The organism is Chloroflexota bacterium (genome assembly GCA_016219275.1).
In the GTDB taxonomy this organism is placed as follows: domain Bacteria; phylum Chloroflexota; class Anaerolineae; order UBA4142; family UBA4142; genus JACRBM01.
The window spans coordinates 1-18739 of sequence record JACRBM010000016.1; the positions used below are offsets into that span (position 1 = coordinate 1).

Sequence of the window (18739 nt, forward strand, 5' to 3'; positions counted from 1 at the left end):
CGTGGACTTCACGCCGAGTTGGTTTGCGAACAGTTAAAGTGCGCGTCATGAGTGAACCTCCTGAATTGAAATGGTACACTCATTCTAACAGAGGTTATGTGAAAATTACTCATATCGGTTATGTGAAATGACGGTTAAGACTGCGCATGATCGTGTCGCCAATCGTCACGGTGGTTGCATGAACCTTGACCAATACTTCGCGGTCCCTGGGTGTGGGCTTTTCCACTTTTTGCAGCCGTAGCACTTCTGGCGGACCGTATTTTGTGCAGACAATCGCTTTCATTTTCTCACACTCCCGTTGAGTCTATCGTATAGATAGCCAATAACTATTCCAAGGGCGAGAATCCTTATTACGTTAAACATGGCGCCGATGAGGAAGTAATGCAGGGCATCACTCGTCGGCGTGAGAAATTTTGCGGGAACTTCGATGAGCATTGTGAGAATGATTAGGACGATGAAGCTGAGGAGTACGGATTTTACAGTTGGATGCTTTGTCGGCATCTTATCAAAGAAACGAAGCAAGAAATAGCTGACGCAGAATCCGATCATCAGACCGCCGATCAAAGCTTCAAGAAGCATGGGGAGATAAGGAATCGAAAGAGCAGTTCTATACTCCGCAGCGATGGGAGTCAGAGAAATTGCAAAGTTCGCCACCCAGAATCCTAATCCTCCTGTTACAGCCAATATTGTCATTTCTTTTGATTGGGCCATCTTTTTCTGCTCCATTTTATTCCTGCTCCTTAACACCCTTAATCAACAGCCACAAAGTAAGTCCAAATTCCGCAATGAATCCAAGCGGGTAGCTGACATAGGTTATTGCGTCGAAGCCGGGAAAAAGGAAGGGCTGAAGCGCCGTCATCAGCCAGAAAGCACAATGGATCATCAACACGATGCCCAATATCCTGGGAAGGAAGCCCGACTTGAAAACCAAATAGCCAAGCGGAAAGAGCCAAGCACCAAAAAATATCTGGGCGATGGTGAACCCATTTTTGTATAAATACAGAGATAACATTGACAGTGCTTGCAGTTGATCGGTTTGGAATACCTTCAAGTAATCAGCGCCACTCAAAAGTAACGAGCTGGCAACTAGAAAAAGATCGCTAGAACATTCGATAGCGACACCCCCCAGGTTCAATAGCAAGAACAGCAGGGCAACGTTTTTATTCACCGGTTTTAATAACACGTACAAAGCCCAAGCCGTCAAAAGAAATAACACCGCCGAGATTAGATCGCTCACGAAGCCGACACGGAATTGCCACTCAGCAGCCATAATATTTTGGGCAGTTGCGGCGGCATCTCCGAATACAATGATTTTCGAACGACCAATCACATTCGCAAAGGCGTGAACTACGATGTAAATCAGATACAGGAACCCAGCTATTCTTGCGGTCTTGTTGCTTGTGTTCATTTTTTCTCTCCTTTGATTTGAATAGGGAATAGCCCGACTGGCTAATGCCCACTTCGTTTAATCCCTTTTAGCAGACAGGGCAGCGATCGCCGATGGATTGAATCCCTTCACGATCATCCAGACCGCAAAGACCATTTCCTGAATGGCAGTCGGGACCAATAATAGCCCTATTCCCTCACCGATTACTGGAGCCAAGTGCAACGGGCTAAACATGCTTACAATTTTGGCAAAGAAGTACAACACTGCGCCAATAAGACCCCAGCCGGACAGCCATCGCGGAATGAGCCGGGTTTGATAAAACAGGACGAAGATCATCAACGTACCGACGCTGAAAACGATTCCCCCGATCTGTTGGATCCAATCTCCTGCGGCGATGAGCGTAGAACCCAGTGTTTGAAAATTGGATGCATCGGCGGCTCCAGTCTTTCCATAGATCTCGCTAACGGTCAATAACAGGAACATACTGATCACCAGGAGCGTTTCGCATACTGCTTCAAGTACTCCCCTAAACAGGACTGACCCGAATGCCAGGACTTCATCATGCTTTTTAAAGATCGGGTACAACATAACCGGAACCATGGCGAGGGATAATCCCATCAGCAAGACGAAGAGTGTTCCGATAATCCATTGGGTTTCACTTGCAGATACATTGAGCGGGTACGGCGAACCTGCCATGATCGGGGCGGTAACAACACCGGCTAGGACACCGGAAGTTGTTCCAATGATGAATAGAATTCCAACAATCACAGCGGTCTTTTTGTTTGTTTCCATTTTTTTCTCCTTGAGTAATACCATACCTTCGCCAATCCATTCCTGAGTGAAGGGATGGTGTTTATTTGATTTTATTATTGGTCCTAACTTTCAGGGTTGGGCCATTTCCAAGCGTACCAAACAACCAATAAGGCAAACACAAGTTGTGCGGTTGACCAAACTATCTCATAACCAGGGGATCGCAATACAAAACCTAAAACCCAAAAAGCAATAACAACCATCGCATAGAATATGCCCATGATGCGGTTTGCCCAACGACTCACGGAAGACTTTAACGTCACGGTCAAGGCACTCATAAGAATGTGACCCACAAATATTATTGCCATTACTGACAATAGTTCGGGAGTTGCTACGATAGGTCCGTTATTCGCAAGTGAAGACTTTAGTACAGCCGGATCAGTTAAGCGGTACGTATCCCCATTTAAACTACTTAACATTCCAGCTACCCATAGCACTGCAAGGATTATCCTCACATCTAGCGGATTTCTTGCGGTCTCTTTGGTTGTGTTCATTTTTTGATCTCCTTTTTTGAACGATATGGATGTGTTTTTTATTTGACATCTGACGTATCTGCCGGGCTACCCTTCAGGGCTGCGCCACTTCCATGCAAACCAAATAATGCTCAGCAGGCAGATCACTTCAACCGTGGCGATGAAAATGTAGTGAGGATAGGATACTCCACCACCGACAACAAACGCAATCGTGATGATGCTCGTAATGATGTTGACCCACCGATTCACGCCGTACTTCAATACGCGAGAAAGGATGATCATGACCGTTGAAATCTCCATCATGATTGCGCCACCTAGCATTAGTTGGGGAATCGGAGTTGCGCCTGCAGTTTTTGCCAATTCATCCGCCGCCCCAGGGATGAATAACGAAAGAATGTCTGCCATCAGCATGTTGAGCATGACAATGTCCCACAGGGTTGAGAGCAGAACTTGCGTGTCGATCTTTTTAGTCGGGGTTACGCGTGTGTTCATTTTGATAGTCCTCCTGTTAAATGTTGTTGGTTGAAAATTTGTTAGAAGACAATTGAGCATTGCTAGGATGTAAGCACAACGACACTCAAATTGACCACTCCTTCCTTCAGACTCATGATCGGCGGCGCGGGTGCGAGGTAGACAACGTTAATGGGAAAGATCGAGAAAGAGATGAGCAAGATCAATTTTCTTAAAGTTTGGCGCTTCATGATGAACTCCTATTCCGATTTTGCTCTATCCCAAATGAATGCTGCCCCGGTACCGATTTGTTGGATTTGTGAGATTAAACCTTGGTTCATTTTGCAACTCCATGTTGTGATTGATTTTGGTGTAAACAAGACGCTCACGCCAATTTACGATTGAATATGGAATAGCCCGACAGGCCAATGCCCACAAGGTATAAAGCGCTCTGGACAACATTCACCTGCCAGCGACCATGCCCAATATATGAGGAAGCGAAAAACGCCATCACTTCTATAAAGCCGATCACAAACACTAACATCCAGAAAGTCGCTTTTTGACCGGCGAGCAGGTTATTGCGGATGAGCGGCCACGTCAGCACCGAGATAACCAGCGAGCAAGAGTTGTACAGGATCGTGAAAGCATTGAGCGAAGCAATGGTCTTAGCACCAAGGCTGGCAATTTCAGCTTCTGAAAAAGAAGCAACCTGCAAAATTGGGGAGTCCTCTTTGAGAACGATGACATAGCACAATATGATAAAGGCGAGTATAAAGTTGATGACGCACCATATTGAAAGAACGATCGAACCTTTTCTTAGCATTTTGCTTTCTCCTATGCCGCGCTCAAAAGCTCGTTCGTCGAAGTTTTCGCAGACAGAGAAGCGACCGCCGACGGATTGATCCCTTTTGCGATCAGCCAGACCGCCAAAACCAACTCCTGCGGGAGGATCACCATATTGAGAACAATTTGGATTGTCCCAGCCGGAGGAATGAGATGGAACATCACCAACAGAGCGCTGATGATGGTCCCTGTGATTCCAACCAGACCCCAAACGGTTATCCATCGAGGAACGAGTCTGAATTGATAGAAGACAACATAGTACATCAGGGCACCGATGCCGAAAGTCAACAGCATGGCCACATTATTAAACCAACCGATTCCTGTGTTGATCAGTACATCTGCCGTCTGAAAGTACGATGACACCGGAGCCCCAGCTTTCACGAATTCCTGGCTTAGCGCTAATAGGACAACATAGAGGAGAGCGCCAACAACAGAGGTCATTCCCTCGATAACCCTGAATCCAGCCGCACCAAACGCCAGGCCTTCGTGGTATTTCTTCAGAATCGGATACAGCGCAAGTCCAATACCGGCACAGGCAATACCCATGATGAATTTAACCGCCGTGAAGATGATCATCTGTCCTTCATTTGTGGAAATCGCAGTCAGATGATCCGGAGCACTGACAGTGTTTAACGCTAGTGGCAGGCTCAGTAGGGCCGGAACCGTCCCCAAGATGAATAGCACGCCCACAACTGTTGCGGTCTTTCTGTCTGTCCCCTGGGGACTTGCTTTGGTCGTTTTCATTTTCTTCTCCTTTTGTTGTGATTGATTTTGGCGTAAACAAGCCGCCTACGCCTATTTATGATTTGACATTTGACCGCTCACGCGTCTGCCTGGCTTGTCCCGAGCGTAGTCGGGGGGCCGGGTTCGACAGGACTGACCGAGACTAAGGGCATTCCTAAATCGCGCACTTTTTTTAGCAAGCCGTGCAACGCGGCTTGGTCAATCACGGGACCGGTTAAAAGCGTATCGCCATTGTCTTCCAGCGTGATAGTCAAGCCATCGAACCAATCTGTCCATTGGCTGTCCAGATGCCCCTTGATCCTGATCTGATAGATCATGGGGCGATTGGGGTCACTTTTGGAATCGAGTTTGTTTGACATTTGCCTGTGCTCGTGGTGGCTCGTCAAAACAATTTGTGCCACTTGATGCACGGGTAACATACTCGGAATATGGTATTGCTGGCTAGATACTAAAGTATTGTTCGGAGGTATTGTTGTGAGGAGAGAGAGGGGAAATTCTAAAGCAGAGTAATCTGAGTTTCGAGTTACAACAGACCTAGCTCGCGGGCGCGCGCTACGGCTTCAGTGCGATTGTGGACTTCTAGTTTGTCGAAGATGATGCGGCTGTGTCCTTTAACCGTACTCAAGGCGAGGAAAAGTCGTTCGCCAATTTCACGATTCGAGAGTCCCTGGGCAATGAGTCGTAGAACTTCCAATTCGCGTTGGCTCAATGCCTCGACCAAACCTTGGATCTTGGATCCTTCGATTTTGCTCAGGACAAGTTTTGGATTTTCGGCTGTTGTCGAGTGAAACGCGGCGAGCAGTTTCTCAAGGTAGACGCACAAATGCGGCGAGGTTTTCAAAATCGAAACTCGTAAATCCAAAATCATCAATCGCATCGGCGCGCCTTCATCCACAAAGATACGCATATAGCCGCGCGGCTCGGCGAGCGTTAGCGCGCGTGACAATGCCGCCGGCACGCGATGGGTTTCCCCTTTCGCTTGTAAAGCCAGCGCCTGCAAGATCGCGATCTTGATCATCTCGTGGACCCAACCCGCCGATTCCGCCGCAGCCATCAGCCGGTCGAGCAACTGGAGCGCATCCGGTTGCATCCCGCGCGCAACCAGGACACGCGCCAGATTGATGTGGTGCAAGTCGTAGTGATAGCTGAGCGGATCGTTCACGGTCAGCCCGCTCTGCTCCACCCAGCGAACGATCGCGTCCATATCCTCATCCGCCAGCCACAATCGCACGTGACAATCCTGCAACCAGCAAAAGACGAATGGATCTATCTTGACCCGGCGAGCGACCTCGTCCGCTTTTTGAATCGCCTCACGCGCGCCTTCTAAATCGTCCAAAGCCAGTCGCAAGCGCGCCAGGGTCACATAGCTATCGGTCAGGACATCCGCCTGACCCAACTGGATGCATTGATCCACCGCTTGAACAATCTGCTGGCTCGCCTTCTCCAAATCGTTTTGCTCGCGCAAGAGATCACCCAGCTTGACGTTGGCGAATCCGGCAATCGGGAATTGCTCGCCGCCGGGACCGGTCGCTAGATCCAGCGCCTCGCGCAACGTTTCAAACGCGTCAGCGACCAACCCGCGTTTGACTTGCATCATGCTCGTATAGCACGCGGCGGAAACTGCCAGCGCGCGCTGACCGTGCTTCAATCCGATTGTTTTCGCCAAATAGAAATGTTGCTGCGACGCCGCGCTATTGCCCAAGCCCCAATACGCACCGCCCATCGCCACCGCGGCTTCGCACCGCATATGGTCCGCTTCGGGCAAGAGTTCGAGCGCCGTTTGCCCCATTTCAAGTACGCGCGGCAACGCCTCATCCGTCAGCGCGTGATGAGCACGAATGGCTGCGATGTGACCGGCAATATGCTTGCGCTCCTCATCGCTCAAGTTCCGGGTCGAGCTCTCCAACGCGAGTTCGGCGTTGCGAAGACTCTCCTCAACTTGCGCGCGCTGCCCGGTCCAATACCGCACCCAACCTTCGTAGACGCAGAGCCACGGGCGCGTCCGAATCAGAGCGTGTGGCAATCGCTCCATCCATTTCTTGAGCAAGACCTGATTCATCTGAAGATTCAGTTCGTCGGCAAACTCGTCAATCAACGCCGCCACACGTTCCAAGTCTTGGCTCGCGAACGCGTGCCCCATCGCCTGCTCCACTAGTCCCGCGGCGCGATACCACTCGCTCGCGCGCTGATGGAGCACGGGCACTTGGGCAAGCCAAGTCAGTTCGAGACGCCGGCGCAGCAAATCTCTAAAGAGATGGTGATAGCGATACCAATGCCGTTCGCTATCCAAAGGGACGATGAACAGGTTGGCGTGTTCAAGATATTCCAGAGTGGCTTGACCGGAAACAGAAGAGTCTAGCAGAACCGCATCACACAGAGGACCGCACATGTGATCGAGCATAGACGTACGTAACAGAAACTGTTGGACACTTTCGGATTGTTGTCCCAGAACTTGTTCAACCAAATAATCCATCACGAAACGATGACTGCCGGTGAAAGATTGGATAAAACGGGTGGTGTCATCCAGTCCCTGCATTGAAATCGCGGCGAGTTGCAAACCGGCGATCCATCCTTCAGTCCGCGTTTCCAATGCGGCAACGTCTTCGGCTGAAAGATTCAATCCCATCACACGATTGAGAAATTCGGGGGCTTCGGCTGGGGAGAAACGCAAATCGGCGGCGCGCAGCTCGGTCAGTTGACCCCGGACGCGTAACTGTGCCAGGGGCAATTGTGGGTCCTCACGCGTAGCGATGACGAGATGCATTTGCGGTGGTTGGTGCTCGATCAGAAAGGTGAGAGCATGGTCAACTAGTTTGGAATCAATAACATGGTAGTCGTCAAGAACAAGGACGAAACTCTGTCCTGACGCGAAGCGTGTCGAAGGGTTGTCCGGGCTGGGGGTGATTTCATTGAGCAGGGTTGTCAAGAGAAATTCGGGAGGCGGTGGCTGGGAAGATTGGAGCATGCCCAAGACGCTTTGTCCAATAGTCGGGGCAATCGTTTGCATAGCAGCGACGAGGTAAATCAGAAAGCGTGTGGTGTCGTTATCCCCTTCGTCCAGCGACAGCCAGGCAACGCGAAGCTTTGGTTCGCGGCGGTCGCAACCGGCGACCCATTCGCTAACCAGCGTGGTTTTACCAAAACCGGCGGGGGCAGAGATAAGGGTCAGTTTGTGGTGCAGACCTTCATTTAGTCGCTCGATCAAGCGGGGGCGGAGGACAACTTTAGGCTGAGCTGGGGGGATATAAAGTTTCGTGGCTAAAATTGATGTAGACATTGATCAATTATAAAACAAACACTCCAAAATTCAAAAAGCGGCAAAACCAAATGTCCCGTATGATCCGACCGGCGCGGCGCTCCGACTGAAATCAACATCGCAGCGGCGACAGTATTCATGGCGAATGGGTGATTTCCCATCCCAATCACCAGCCGCGCGGTCAATGTGACGGGCGGGGAGTTTACTAATTGTCCATTTGATGAATGCGATGTTAGAACACCTGTTCGCGGTGACTTTTTGCGGCATTTTTCTACATCCCTTTACGAAAGTTTTCTAATGCAAGTAGACCACGCCCGTCCTGTAGAGTCCAATATGCCAAGAGTCAGGGGTTTTATTGTATACAAAGATATATCTTGACATACGTAGGAATTCTTATATAATAGAGATGTCGCTCGTCGTTTGAGCCATTCGTCATCCGCTGCATTTTGAAGGAAAGAGGATAGAATCCTATGCCCCGCCAAGAACATAAGAACGCCAAGTCGCCTCGCCGCAAAACGAAAATGACTGACACGCCTCTAAGCGAAGAAGCCGGTCTGCCCCAAATCGCAAGTCAATTGCAGGTGCTCTATAAAAAGAACTCCCAGCGCGGTACGAATGTAGACATCGTCTATTGGACGATTCGCGAAGCCATTCGAAGTGGGCTGGTCGTTTCGGGCACACATCTCACCGAACTCGATCTCGCCAGTGTGCTCCGCATCAGTCGCACGCCCATCCGCGAAGCGTTGCAGCGACTCGAGATGGAATACTTGCTGCAGAAATCGCCGCGCCGCGGTTTTGTTGTGCCAGTCCTCGCGCTGAACGATATTGTTGAAATCTTCGAGATCCGTGAAGCGCTCTTGGGACTGGCGGCACGCAGTGCCGCGCAACGCGCCACCCCCACCGAACTCGCGCTGATGGAACAAACCATCGTCCGCATGGAACACACCTGCAACGCCGGCGATGTCGAAGGACTTTCGCAAGCCAGCGCCCAATTCCATCGCGCGATTGAACTCGCCGCCAAAAACCAGCGCTTGCAGAATTTGATCCGCCTCAATTCGGGACCACTGCCGTTGTACGAGTTCACCGATCCAGACCGATTTGCGCCGGCGGTCGACGAACATCGCGCCATCTTCGAAGCGATTGCCGCGCACAATGCCGACCTCGCCGAACGCCTCGCGCAGGAGCACAGCCGCAACGCGCTCAAGACGCAAACCCGCGCCGCCTCAATCACGGATGATAGATTGTTGGGAAGCGAATAAGCGAGAACCCAATCTGAAATAGGGAGACCCGATGATCAACCCTGCCGATCTGAAACGGCAAGCCATTGAAACCATTGATACGATTCGCCCCGCGCTCGTTCAACTCAGCGAGACGATTCATGCCAATCCGGAACTCGCGTTCCAGGAACAAAAATCGGCGGCACTTTTGTGCGACGAATTGGAAAAGCATGGATTCCAAGTGCAACGTGGAATCGGTGATCTGCCAACTGCTTTTCGCGCTGAATTGCGCGGCAAGCGCGCTGGTCCCACGATTGCCCTGCTCGCCGAATACGATGCGTTGCCAGACCTGGGTCACGCCTGTGGACACAATATCGTCTGCACTGCGGCTGTTGGCGCGGGCATCGCCCTGCATGGTTTGTGGAACGAATTACCTGGGAATGTAATCATCCTTGGCACACCCGCCGAAGAAGGCGGCAGCGGCAAAATTCATCTGCTCAAGCAGGGTGCATTCGACGGCGTGGACGCGACGATGCTTGTGCATCCCTCCGCGCGCACGATGGTTACGCGCGGTTCACTCGCGACGGTACGCTTGACGCTTGAATTTTTCGGCAAAGCCGCACACGCGGCAGCCGCGCCGGAAGATGGCATCAGCGCACTCGAAGCGTTACTCGCGGCGTTTCACAACATCAATGCTCTGCGCTTGCATTTGAAAGTGGATGCGCGTATTCATGGCATCATCACACATGGCGGGACAGCCATCAACATCATTCCCGAATACGCCGCCGCCAAGTTCAGTCTGCGCGCGGCAAGCCAGACCTACCTCGAAGAAATTACCCAGCAGGTTATTCGATGCGCCCAGGCAGGCGCGATCGCGATCGGCGCTGAACTCAAACAAACTGTAGACGATGGTCTCGCCGAGATGATTCCCAATCGCGCGATGGGACGCGCGTTCGCCGACAACTGGCGCGCGATTGGCGTTGAAGTGTGCGAGCCGCGTCCACACGAACGGATGGGATCAACCGATCACGGAGATGTGAGCCAGGTCGTACCCTCGTTGCATCCTTACGTCGCCATTACGCCGGAAGGCACCGGCGGTCATACTGCCGCGTTTCGCCAAGCCGCCATTTCGCCAGCCGGTCATCTCGGAATGTTGAACGCGGCGAAAGCGTTGGCGCTGACGACGATAGATTTGCTGTGCGATGACAACTTGATGCAGGAAGTGAAATCGGAATTTGCCGCGCTGTCGCGGAAATAAGAAATCTCAAGAGGAGAAAAACGATGTTGTCCAAATCCATTCAACTGTTGCTGAGTGTGACTCTGCTCGTTCTAGTTGCCATCGCGTGCGCGCCTGCCGCACCAACTCAAGCGCCAGCCGCGACGACCGCGCCAACCCAAGCCGCTGCCCCGAGCGTGTCAACTCAATCCAGCGCGACGAGCGCGCCGACGAAGGCAGCCGTCGCAACGACCGCGCCCGTCGCCGTACCGACCCAGGCGGCAGCAACACCCAAGCGCGGCGGGACCGTCACTATCGCGTACAGCCAGGAACCGCCCACACTCAATCACTATATCGGCACCACGTCGGCAATGTGGAGCATCAACGCGATGATTCTCGAAGGGCTAGTGACTTTGGACCCGGATGGCAATTTCATTCCGAACCTCGCCGAGACGCTGCCGACTAAAGAGAATGGTGGCGTCTCCGACGACGGCAAGACGATTACGTTCAAACATAGAAAAGGCGTCAAGTGGTCGGATGGCACAGCGTTTACGTGCGACGACGTCGTCTTTACCTGGAAAGCGGTCATGACAAAAGAAAGCGGCGCGGCATCCACAGTCGGCTGGACCGATTTGGATTCGATCACGTGTCCTGACGCAGATACGACCGTTGCCAAATTCAAGAACCTCTATTCGCCTTTTCTCGCGCTCTTTCGCAACCCGATCATGCCCAAGAGCGCGGGCGATCCGGCGAACATGCAAAAGTGGCCGTACAACCGCAAACCGATTGGTACCGGTCCCTTTCAAGTCCAAGAATGGGCATCCGCCGATCACATCACGCTCGTCCGCAACGCGAACTATCGCGACGCGACAGCGGGCAAACCGTACCTCGACAGCATCATCGTCAAATTCGTTCCCAGTGTGGACGTGGGTCTGAATTTGCTTAAGAGCGGTCAAGTGGACGTGATGTGGAACTTGAGCGAAGCGGTCCTCCCGACCGTCGAAAAAATGCCGGGCATCAAGTTCGTCTCCAAGGCATCCACCAGTTCCGAGCGTCTCGTCCTCAATCTTGCGGATCCGAAAATTGATGCGACGCCGGACCCGCTCAACAATCCGCATCCCATCCTCGGCGATCTGCGCGTGCGCCAAGCGATGCAGCTCGCGATCAACAAGCAACAGATCGTTGACACCTTGCTCTTTGGCAAAGCATCAGTGGCAACTTCCGACGTACACGCCGGATGGGCGACTTGCGAATTAAAGTCAAGCGAATTCAGTTTGGACAAGGCGAAACAATTGCTCACCGAGGCGGGCTGGGTGCCCGGCACAGATAGCATTCGCGTTTCGAAAGGCGCGAAATTTGTGAAGGACGGCACGCGACTGCGCTTGAAATATCAAACGACAAGCGGCGACAAACTGCGCGAGGATACGCAACAGCTCATCCTCGATCAGCTCAAGCAAATTGGCGTCGAGGTGTACATCGAGAATGTGCCGTCCGATGTCCTGTTCGGCACGTGGGCGAGCGGCGCAGTCCGCCGCCACGGTCAATTCGACATCATCCAGTTCTCGCCCAATCCCGACATCGCCGACCCGCACTCGCACATGTACCAATACTATGATTCCGCGATGATGCCCACGGCGGCGAATAAGGGTGCCGGCGCAAACTATTCCCGCTGGGTCAACAAGGATGCCGACAAAGCCATCGAGCAAGCTGGCGGCATTCTCGATCTCAAACTGCGGCACGACCTGTACTGCCAGAGCGCGCAGTTGATCGCGAACGAACTGCCGGTGATTTTCCTTTACAATCGCTCCGCTTCGAGTGGATACTCGGAGCGACTGCAAAACTATGTCGGCTACAACGCCTCGAACCCAGACTTTGGCGCGAACGCCGCGAATTGGTGGCTCAAGTAGTTTGTTAGTTGGATAGTTGAATCGTTGGATAGTTTTCACTATCCAACGATTCAACTATCGCACGATTCAACTATGACGCGATATATCATCCGACGCCTCTTGCAAGCGATCCCGGTTTTATTTGTCGTCAGCGTTCTGGTCTTCTCGTTGATCCAGGTCGCGCCTAATAATCCGCTTGCCGTTTATCAGAACAATCCCGACATCTCGCCGGAAGACCTGGAGCGGCTCGCCGAGCAGTACGGTCTGAATGATCCACTGCCGGTCAAGTATCTCAAATGGCTGAGTCAGACGTTGCGCGGCGATTGGGGCGAATCGCTCATGACCCATCGCCCGGTATTCGACGAGATTGCCGAGCGCCTCCCGAATACGCTGTATCTTTCCATCACGGCTTTTGTGATCTCGCTGATTGTTTCCATTCCGATTGGTGTTGTCTCAGCCGTACGACAGTACTCGTGGTTCGATCACATCACGACAACGCTTGCGTTCATGGGACACTCCGTTCCGGTCTTTTGGTTCGGTCTTTTGTTGATCATCATCTTTTCGGTGAATTTGCAAAACCCGTTGGCGGGCACGTTTCTGTTTCCGCATCCCGCGCCGCTGCCACTCTTTCCTGGGGGCGGAATGGTTACGTTGGGGCGAGACGCGCCGCCGCCGCTCGTTGACCGTCTATGGCATCTCGTGCTACCGGTCGCAATGCTCTCCGTCGTCCAACTTCCACAACACGTCCGCTACATGCGCGCGGGCATGCTCGATGTGCTCAAGATGGATTTCATTCGCACTGCGCGCGGCAAAGGTCTCGGCGAGCGCGTCGTGACTTATAAACATGCGATGAAGAATGCCGCGATTCCGCTGGTCACGATCATCGCGCTCGAAATCCCCATACTTTTCAACGGCGCGTTATTTACGGAAACGATTTTTTCTTGGCCCGGCATGGGACGACTTTTCTTCGATCACGCCCAACGGGGCGACTATCCCGTGTTGATGGGCATCCTCATGTTGAGCGCGACATTGATCGTCGTCTTTAACCTCGTGGCGGATGTCGCCTATGCTTTTCTCGATCCCAGGATTCGGTACGACTAATGGCACAACTCACTTCGACTCGCGATCTGCATGTAGGACCAAAAAACTCGGCGCGGTACGATACGCTCTTTTCGATTGCATGGCGACATTTCCGCAGGCATCGTCCCGCGCTTGCCGGCGTCGCTGTCCTGGCTTTGCTCATCCTCAGCGCGATTGCCGTGCCGATCATTACGAACTACGACGCGACTAAAACGCGCGTCGTCGAGAAATATCAAGCGCCTTCGCTCCAACATCCGATGGGCACCGATGGCTTGGGGCGCGATGTCTTGATTCGCTCGATGGATGGCGGACGCATTTCACTGCTCATTGGGCTGACCGCGATGTTGCTCGCGGTGGTCATCGGCACGAGTGTGGGTGCGCTCGCTGGTTTCTACGGCGGCGTGGTTGACAACCTCTTGATGCGTGTGGCGGATATTATGCTGACACTCCCGACGCTCTTCGTCGCGATCTTGCTCACGCAATTGCTCCGCGCCGGAGTGATTCCATTTCTGAGCAGTGGCTTTGTACCGATCGTCCTCGTCATTGGCGCAACTTCGTGGATGAGCGTCTCGCGGCTCGTGCGCGCGTCGTACCTTTCGATCAAGGAGCAGGAATACATTCAAGCCGCCCGCGCGGCAGGTGCGCCGAACTGGCGCATCATCATTAAGCATATTCTACCCAACGCGCTGAGTCCCATCATTGTCGCGGCGACGCTTCGGGTAGGCGCGGCGATCATCACGGAATCCGGGTTGAGCTACCTGGGTTTCGGCGTGCAACCGCCCACACCGACCTGGGGCAATATGTTGCGGAACGCGCAATCCGAAATGGACTATGCGCCGTGGACGGCTGTCTTCCCTGGACTGTTCATCTTCCTCACCGTCATCGCCGTCAATTACATCGGGGATGGTTTGCGCGACGCCTTGGACCCACATCATGTCGCGTGATATTTGTTCAGTAATCGTTATCTGCCTGTAGAGAGGCATTGGCAAACCGAATGAGGATTTGCCGGCGAGCATTCGATACTCGTCGAACCCGCGATCAGAGATGACGCGAGCCAATTTCAATTGGGTGTGTTTCATTTGAGTTGAAAGTCTGGTCTCTCTCTAGTAAAGTGTGTTTGCCAGAACCACTTCACGAGAGAAACCATGACTTCCAACTCACAGGAGATTATACACGATATTCGTGCTGAGTTTGAAAAGATGATCAATTTCGTTACAGGTGAACAGGCTCGCACCGCCCCCGCCAACCAAATTGAGCGCGGGCTGTTCAAGCTACTGATCCGTCTGGGGGCAAAGCTGTTGAGGCTGTTCTTTGTTATGCGCTCCCAGGCCTGCTCACGCGAGACACTGCAAACGGCCGAGGGTCAAAATCTATATTAGCAATACCGCAAAACTCACTTGGGCACGTCGTCCGCTGGGAGCATTTTCCAGCGACGCGCCAAGTCTTTGAGTTGAGCCTTGGATTGTTTGGCTGAGTGTGTATGCATCCGAAACCGACGCCGATGCGTGCGCACTCGTTGTTGTTCTTGCACGAATTCTTGCGGCGCGACCTGGGTTAGCGCATAAAGTATCTCGCGCAGGGTGCTGGGACCAGGAATCAATTCCCAGGCACCACTCCGTTTATCGGTCATCGTTTGAATCGTTTTGCGTCCGTTGACATAGGGCAAGTCCACCAGTGGTGCATGGCATTGGAGACGGGTTGTCAATTCACATGGATAAATCGTTGGCGTCGTATGGTATATTGTCTTTGGGGTTCTCATGGGCTGCTCTGTCTGTGGTAGGATGGAGGCAGTCTGCCATGAGAACCTCATTTGTCAAATCCCAGAGTGACTTTTGCGGTATTGCGAAAATTGCCATTGTGGATATCACGCCGTGTGTGTCTACACAAATTAATCTATGCTGCCTCAAAGGCGTTGAATTATCAGATGCCGCCAAGCACTTTGTGCTATGTGCAGAATCTCACAGAACAAGTTTGGGTCTGTTGAGTAAACAAGAAACGCCTACTAAGTAGGCGTTTCATGACTAGGAAGGGTATTGGGGATATCGATTGCTTTGGTAGTAAGGGACAACTTCAATTGTCAAAATCTCTGTCCGCTCATGCCGAAGCAATCACATGCGTGCAATCAGCGCGTCGCCAAACTCACTGCATTTGACTTTGGTTGCTGTCTCCATCAAGCGCGCGAAATCGTACGTCACGATTTTTTCGCTGATGGTCGCGTCCATCGATTTGAGGATCAGGTCGGCTGCTTCGATCCAGCCCATATGCCGAAACATCATTTCGCCGGAAAGGATCACTGACCCAGGATTCACCACATCGAGGTCAGCGTATTTAGGCGCGGTTCCGTGGGTGGCTTCGAAAACGGCGTGACCGGTGACATAGTTGATATTACCACCCGGCGCAATACCGATGCCACCAATTTGCGCGGCGACGGCGTCGGATTCGTAATCGCCGTTGAGATTCAATGTCGCGATAACATCGAATTCATCGGGGCGCGTGAGGAATTGTTGTAAGGCAATATCGGCAATCACATCCTTGATGAGTAGTTTGCCTTTTGCCAGTTCCGTTTTTTGCTCGGCGTTCGCCGCCTCCTCGCCTTTAAAGTCTTTGGTGCGGTTCCACTGTTCCCAGGTGTAAACCCGGTCACCGAATTCACGTTCCGCCAGCGCATAGCCCCAATTGCGAAATGCGCCTTCGGTGTATTTCATGATGTTGCCTTTATGCACCAACGTCACGTTTTTACGGTGATTGGCGAGCGCGTAATGGATTGCCGCGCGCACCAATCGCTCAGTGCCTTCTTGCGAAACCGGCTTGACACCGATACCCGACGTTTCGGGGAAGCGAATCTTGGCATACTCTGCCGGGAAATTCTCCTTGAAGAATTGGAGGAATTTCTTAACCTGTTCAGTCCCGGCTTCAAATTCTATCCCCGCATAAATGTCTTCCGTGTTTTCACGGAAGAAAACGATATTAACTTTTTCGGGATGCTTGACCGGCGAGGGCACACCATTGAACCAGCGCACGGGTCGCAAGCAGACGTACAAATCGAGCAATTGCCGAAGCGCAACATTCAACGAACGAATGCCACCGCCGACGGGTGTGGTGAGCGGACCTTTAATGCCGATCAAATATTCACGGAACGCCTCGACGGTTTCATCGGGAAGCCAGGAACCGAAAAGCTTGAACGGCTTTTCGCCCGCATAAACTTCCATCCATTTGATTTGACGTTTGCCGCGATATGCCTTTTGCACAGCGGCATCCATCACACGAACACTCGCGCGCCAAATGTCACGACCCGTTCCATCCCCTTCGATAAAGGGAATGATGGGATTGTCCGGCACATGCAATTTGCCGTTCTGGATCGTGATCTTGACACCGTCAGTCGGGGGAATGGGTTTGGGGCTAGGCATAGGAACATCTCCTGTTAGAATAAAACATCGACTTGCTTTTTATCAATCACGAGTTATTATCCCCCGAATTTGGAATTTTAGCAAGTCAAAAGCACACATCAAGCAGAATGCAAAAAGGCGGCTACGTTCATGGCTCCGCTTCTCATTGGTCATCATTTTCTTTTGATCATTTCTGCGGCTCGATTCCTGTACTTGGCGAATTTCCTTCGCTGAACTTTCAGCGAGCGTACTCCTTCTTGCCATCTTCTTACGCATCACTGCCGGACGTATCGTTGACGACGATGACCGGAAAACCGTCTACTCCCAAGATTCCCTGTGGATCCCAGCGTGTCTTGAGTCCTTGCATCAAATCGAATCGGTGTGACTAAAATCAGTTGATTTCAAGTTGTTGGACATGATGAAGCCAGCGCGTGTTCATTGGTGTGCCGTACAGTTTTTTGTGCTGTTGCTTGCGTCGGTACTCATGGAACGCTTCCCAATCATCGTTCTCATTCACCGCACGCAAAGCTAATAATGCACCGGCACCCGAGAGCGTCCAACGCATTCCAGAGAGTTCCATACGATCTTTGACCAAATGTCGGCAAGTTCCCTCGACCACACCCGTGCCGATTGGCCAACCGTGTCGTAGGTAGTCGGCATAATCCATGTATTCGGTGTTGCGGCGTAAATAGTTGGCGACCTGACCCAGCACTTTTCCAACCGAACTACTTTTCGGCAAGTCACTGGCTTCTTTCTCTAACCGCTGAATCACACGGTCCGTATGACTGAACAGAATATCCTGCATCTGGGTTTCGACCCAGGTCGCGCGCGTTGCCTCCGTTTCGCCGTAGAGCGCGGCGCCCGCTTTCCAAAGATGTTCATCCACATGGATGATGTCCAGCACCAAAGTGAACCCGAGCAGTTTGGCGCGCATGTGCTTTTGCAAGGATTCCGCGCCGTCGGTCAACGCCACGCGTGCGAATGTGAGAACCCGCGCGGCGGCGCACCCATGCCGCCAGCCGTTTGAACGCCGCGTCTTTCCCGTCCAAGCTAGCGAAGACTTGCTTGTGACAAGGTGCTGGTCGTTGTGGTGGAGCGATGCCTTTCTTGAACAAGGCGTTGACCACATCTTGGGGCGTCCGCCGATAGGGTGCGATGGTGTAAATGGCTATCGCAATGGTCTCTTTTATGCGGGTCTTTTTGTCGCCTTTGCTCAGGCGCGCTTTGGGCGAGAGCGTTTCCCGGCGCACCATGGGCACGCCCTTGCCATCGGCTTGTGCGACCAAGATGTGCTCTTTTTCGGTGGGAAGAAATTTCGGCCGCTGGCGATAGAAGGCTTTCACGGTTTGGCTGTGTTCGGCGACCTGGGTTTCCAAAGCCAATTCGGGTACGCTCAAGCCCAATAAGCGCGCGAGCACTTGCAAGCTTTTATCGTAGGCGCTGTCCACTGCCAATAGTTCGGTACTCTCCATCAGCAGGTCGGAATAGCAGCGCTGCGGCAGGCTCATGGCTTGGTCGAGCGGGCACACGCCGGGTTGCCCAGCCGTGTAGAAATAGGCGCGCGCAAAACTTAATTTGCCAAAGATCGAAAAGTAGTCAATCGGTTTCTGCGAATGGTAGGGCAGTCGAGTCTTGCCCACGCCGGGCTGGGACGCGTGAGTTTCGGCTTGGACGCGGGTGGTCACAAATAGTTGGAGCAATTTGAAACCGAGCCGCAACACTTGGCGAAACAAACTGCGTTCCATTTGGTTGAGCGTAACAGTCTGGGACTGAGACCCTGTGACCAAGCCGAGCAACTTCTCGAAGTCCGCTCGCAATTGCTGAATCATTTGAGTTGAAGTGAGAGACATACGACGCCTTCTGGGAATACGTATCTTGTTCAACCCTATCATCCCAGAAGAACGCTTTTCTTTCAACTCAATATATGAATGTCCACACTGATGTGCCCTTGAGATACTTTGCGCCAATCAACTGATTTTAGTCACACCCAA

At 52.4% G+C, this 18739-nt stretch carries 19 protein-coding genes and 1 pseudogene; 6 read left to right on the plus strand and 14 right to left on the minus strand.

All coding sequences use genetic code 11. The features are described 5' to 3' along the window. Nucleotides 1-139: 139 nt before the first annotated feature. The 10 genes and pseudogenes from HY868_02505 to HY868_02550 form a co-directional block, all read right to left on the minus strand. Nucleotides 140-283 (minus strand): annotated as a pseudogene (locus HY868_02505) (NAD(P)-dependent alcohol dehydrogenase). Beyond that, nucleotides 280-726 (minus strand): hypothetical protein, encoded by a 447-nt coding sequence (locus HY868_02510; protein ID MBI5300981.1) that lies wholly within the window; start codon nt 724-726, stop codon nt 280-282. Before HY868_02510 ends, HY868_02505 begins: the two are co-directional and overlap by 4 nt. A gap of 1 nt (nt 727) precedes the next feature. Then, nucleotides 728-1408 carry a DUF4386 domain-containing protein gene (locus HY868_02515; GenBank protein ID MBI5300982.1) on the minus strand — a complete coding sequence of 227 codons (681 nt, stop codon included), beginning with the start codon at nt 1406-1408 and terminating at the stop codon, nt 728-730. 57 nt (nt 1409-1465) lie between these two features. Beyond that, on the minus strand, nt 1466-2179 hold the full coding sequence (locus tag HY868_02520) for a DUF4386 domain-containing protein (protein MBI5300983.1): 714 nt from the start codon (nt 2177-2179) through the stop codon (nt 1466-1468). Between the two features lie 83 nt (nt 2180-2262). Further along, complete coding sequence (locus HY868_02525) at nt 2263-2691, minus strand: hypothetical protein (protein MBI5300984.1); 429 nt, start codon at nt 2689-2691, stop codon at nt 2263-2265. A gap of 66 nt (nt 2692-2757) precedes the next feature. Further along, nucleotides 2758-3162, minus strand: coding sequence for a hypothetical protein (locus tag HY868_02530; GenBank protein MBI5300985.1), 405 nt, complete (start codon nt 3160-3162; stop codon nt 2758-2760). 343 nt (nt 3163-3505) lie between these two features. Further along, nucleotides 3506-3943, minus strand: coding sequence for a hypothetical protein (locus tag HY868_02535; GenBank protein MBI5300986.1), 438 nt, complete (start codon nt 3941-3943; stop codon nt 3506-3508). An 11-nt stretch (nt 3944-3954) separates the two neighbouring features. Beyond that, nucleotides 3955-4707 carry a DUF4386 domain-containing protein gene (locus tag HY868_02540; protein ID MBI5300987.1) on the minus strand — a complete coding sequence of 251 codons (753 nt, stop codon included), beginning with the start codon at nt 4705-4707 and terminating at the stop codon, nt 3955-3957. Nucleotides 4708-4784: 77 nt separating this feature from the next. Continuing rightward, nucleotides 4785-5024, minus strand: coding sequence for a hypothetical protein (locus HY868_02545; GenBank protein MBI5300988.1), 240 nt, complete (start codon nt 5022-5024; stop codon nt 4785-4787). Nucleotides 5025-5230: 206 nt separating this feature from the next. Further along, on the minus strand, nt 5231-7984 hold the full coding sequence (locus HY868_02550) for a LuxR family transcriptional regulator (protein MBI5300989.1): 2754 nt from the start codon (nt 7982-7984) through the stop codon (nt 5231-5233). A 449-nt stretch (nt 7985-8433) separates the two neighbouring features. Between HY868_02550 and HY868_02555 the strand changes: the two genes are divergently transcribed. The 6 genes from HY868_02555 to HY868_02580 all read left to right on the plus strand — a co-directional run bounded on the left by HY868_02555 (nt 8434) and on the right by HY868_02580 (nt 14741). Further along, the gene (locus HY868_02555) at nt 8434-9222 is read left to right on the plus strand and encodes a GntR family transcriptional regulator (GenBank protein ID MBI5300990.1); all 789 of its coding nucleotides are present in this window, start codon (nt 8434-8436) and stop codon (nt 9220-9222) included. A gap of 31 nt (nt 9223-9253) precedes the next feature. Beyond that, nucleotides 9254-10438, plus strand: a complete 1185-nt coding sequence (locus HY868_02560) for a M20 family metallopeptidase (GenBank protein ID MBI5300991.1) — start codon at nt 9254-9256, stop codon at nt 10436-10438. 23 nt (nt 10439-10461) lie between these two features. Continuing rightward, nucleotides 10462-12303 carry a peptide ABC transporter substrate-binding protein gene (locus HY868_02565; protein MBI5300992.1) on the plus strand — a complete coding sequence of 614 codons (1842 nt, stop codon included), beginning with the start codon at nt 10462-10464 and terminating at the stop codon, nt 12301-12303. 72 nt (nt 12304-12375) lie between these two features. Next, nucleotides 12376-13383 carry an ABC transporter permease gene (locus HY868_02570; GenBank protein ID MBI5300993.1) on the plus strand — a complete coding sequence of 336 codons (1008 nt, stop codon included), beginning with the start codon at nt 12376-12378 and terminating at the stop codon, nt 13381-13383. Next, nucleotides 13383-14306: an ABC transporter permease gene (locus tag HY868_02575; protein MBI5300994.1), complete on the plus strand. Its 924-nt coding sequence runs from the start codon at nt 13383-13385 to the stop codon at nt 14304-14306. Before HY868_02570 ends, HY868_02575 begins: the two co-directional genes overlap by 1 nt. 201 nt (nt 14307-14507) lie before the next feature. Continuing rightward, nucleotides 14508-14741 (plus strand): hypothetical protein, encoded by a 234-nt coding sequence (locus HY868_02580; GenBank protein MBI5300995.1) that lies wholly within the window; start codon nt 14508-14510, stop codon nt 14739-14741. Between the two features lie 14 nt (nt 14742-14755). Here the strand turns inward: HY868_02580 and HY868_02585 are convergent, their stop codons facing one another. The 4 genes from HY868_02585 to HY868_02600 form a co-directional block, all read right to left on the minus strand. Beyond that, nucleotides 14756-15067, minus strand: a complete 312-nt coding sequence (locus HY868_02585) for a hypothetical protein (GenBank protein MBI5300996.1) — start codon at nt 15065-15067, stop codon at nt 14756-14758. Between the two features lie 403 nt (nt 15068-15470). Beyond that, a complete protein-coding gene (gene icd, locus HY868_02590; GenBank protein ID MBI5300997.1) occupies nt 15471-16769 on the minus strand; it encodes an NADP-dependent isocitrate dehydrogenase in 1299 nt (432 codons plus the stop codon). A 370-nt stretch (nt 16770-17139) separates the two neighbouring features. Continuing rightward, nucleotides 17140-17682 carry a hypothetical protein gene (locus HY868_02595; GenBank protein MBI5300998.1) on the minus strand — a complete coding sequence of 181 codons (543 nt, stop codon included), beginning with the start codon at nt 17680-17682 and terminating at the stop codon, nt 17140-17142. Beyond that, a complete protein-coding gene (locus HY868_02600) occupies nt 17627-18598 on the minus strand; it encodes a hypothetical protein (protein ID MBI5300999.1) in 972 nt (323 codons plus the stop codon). Before HY868_02600 ends, HY868_02595 begins: the two co-directional genes overlap by 56 nt. Between the last annotated feature and the right edge of the window lie 141 nt (nt 18599-18739).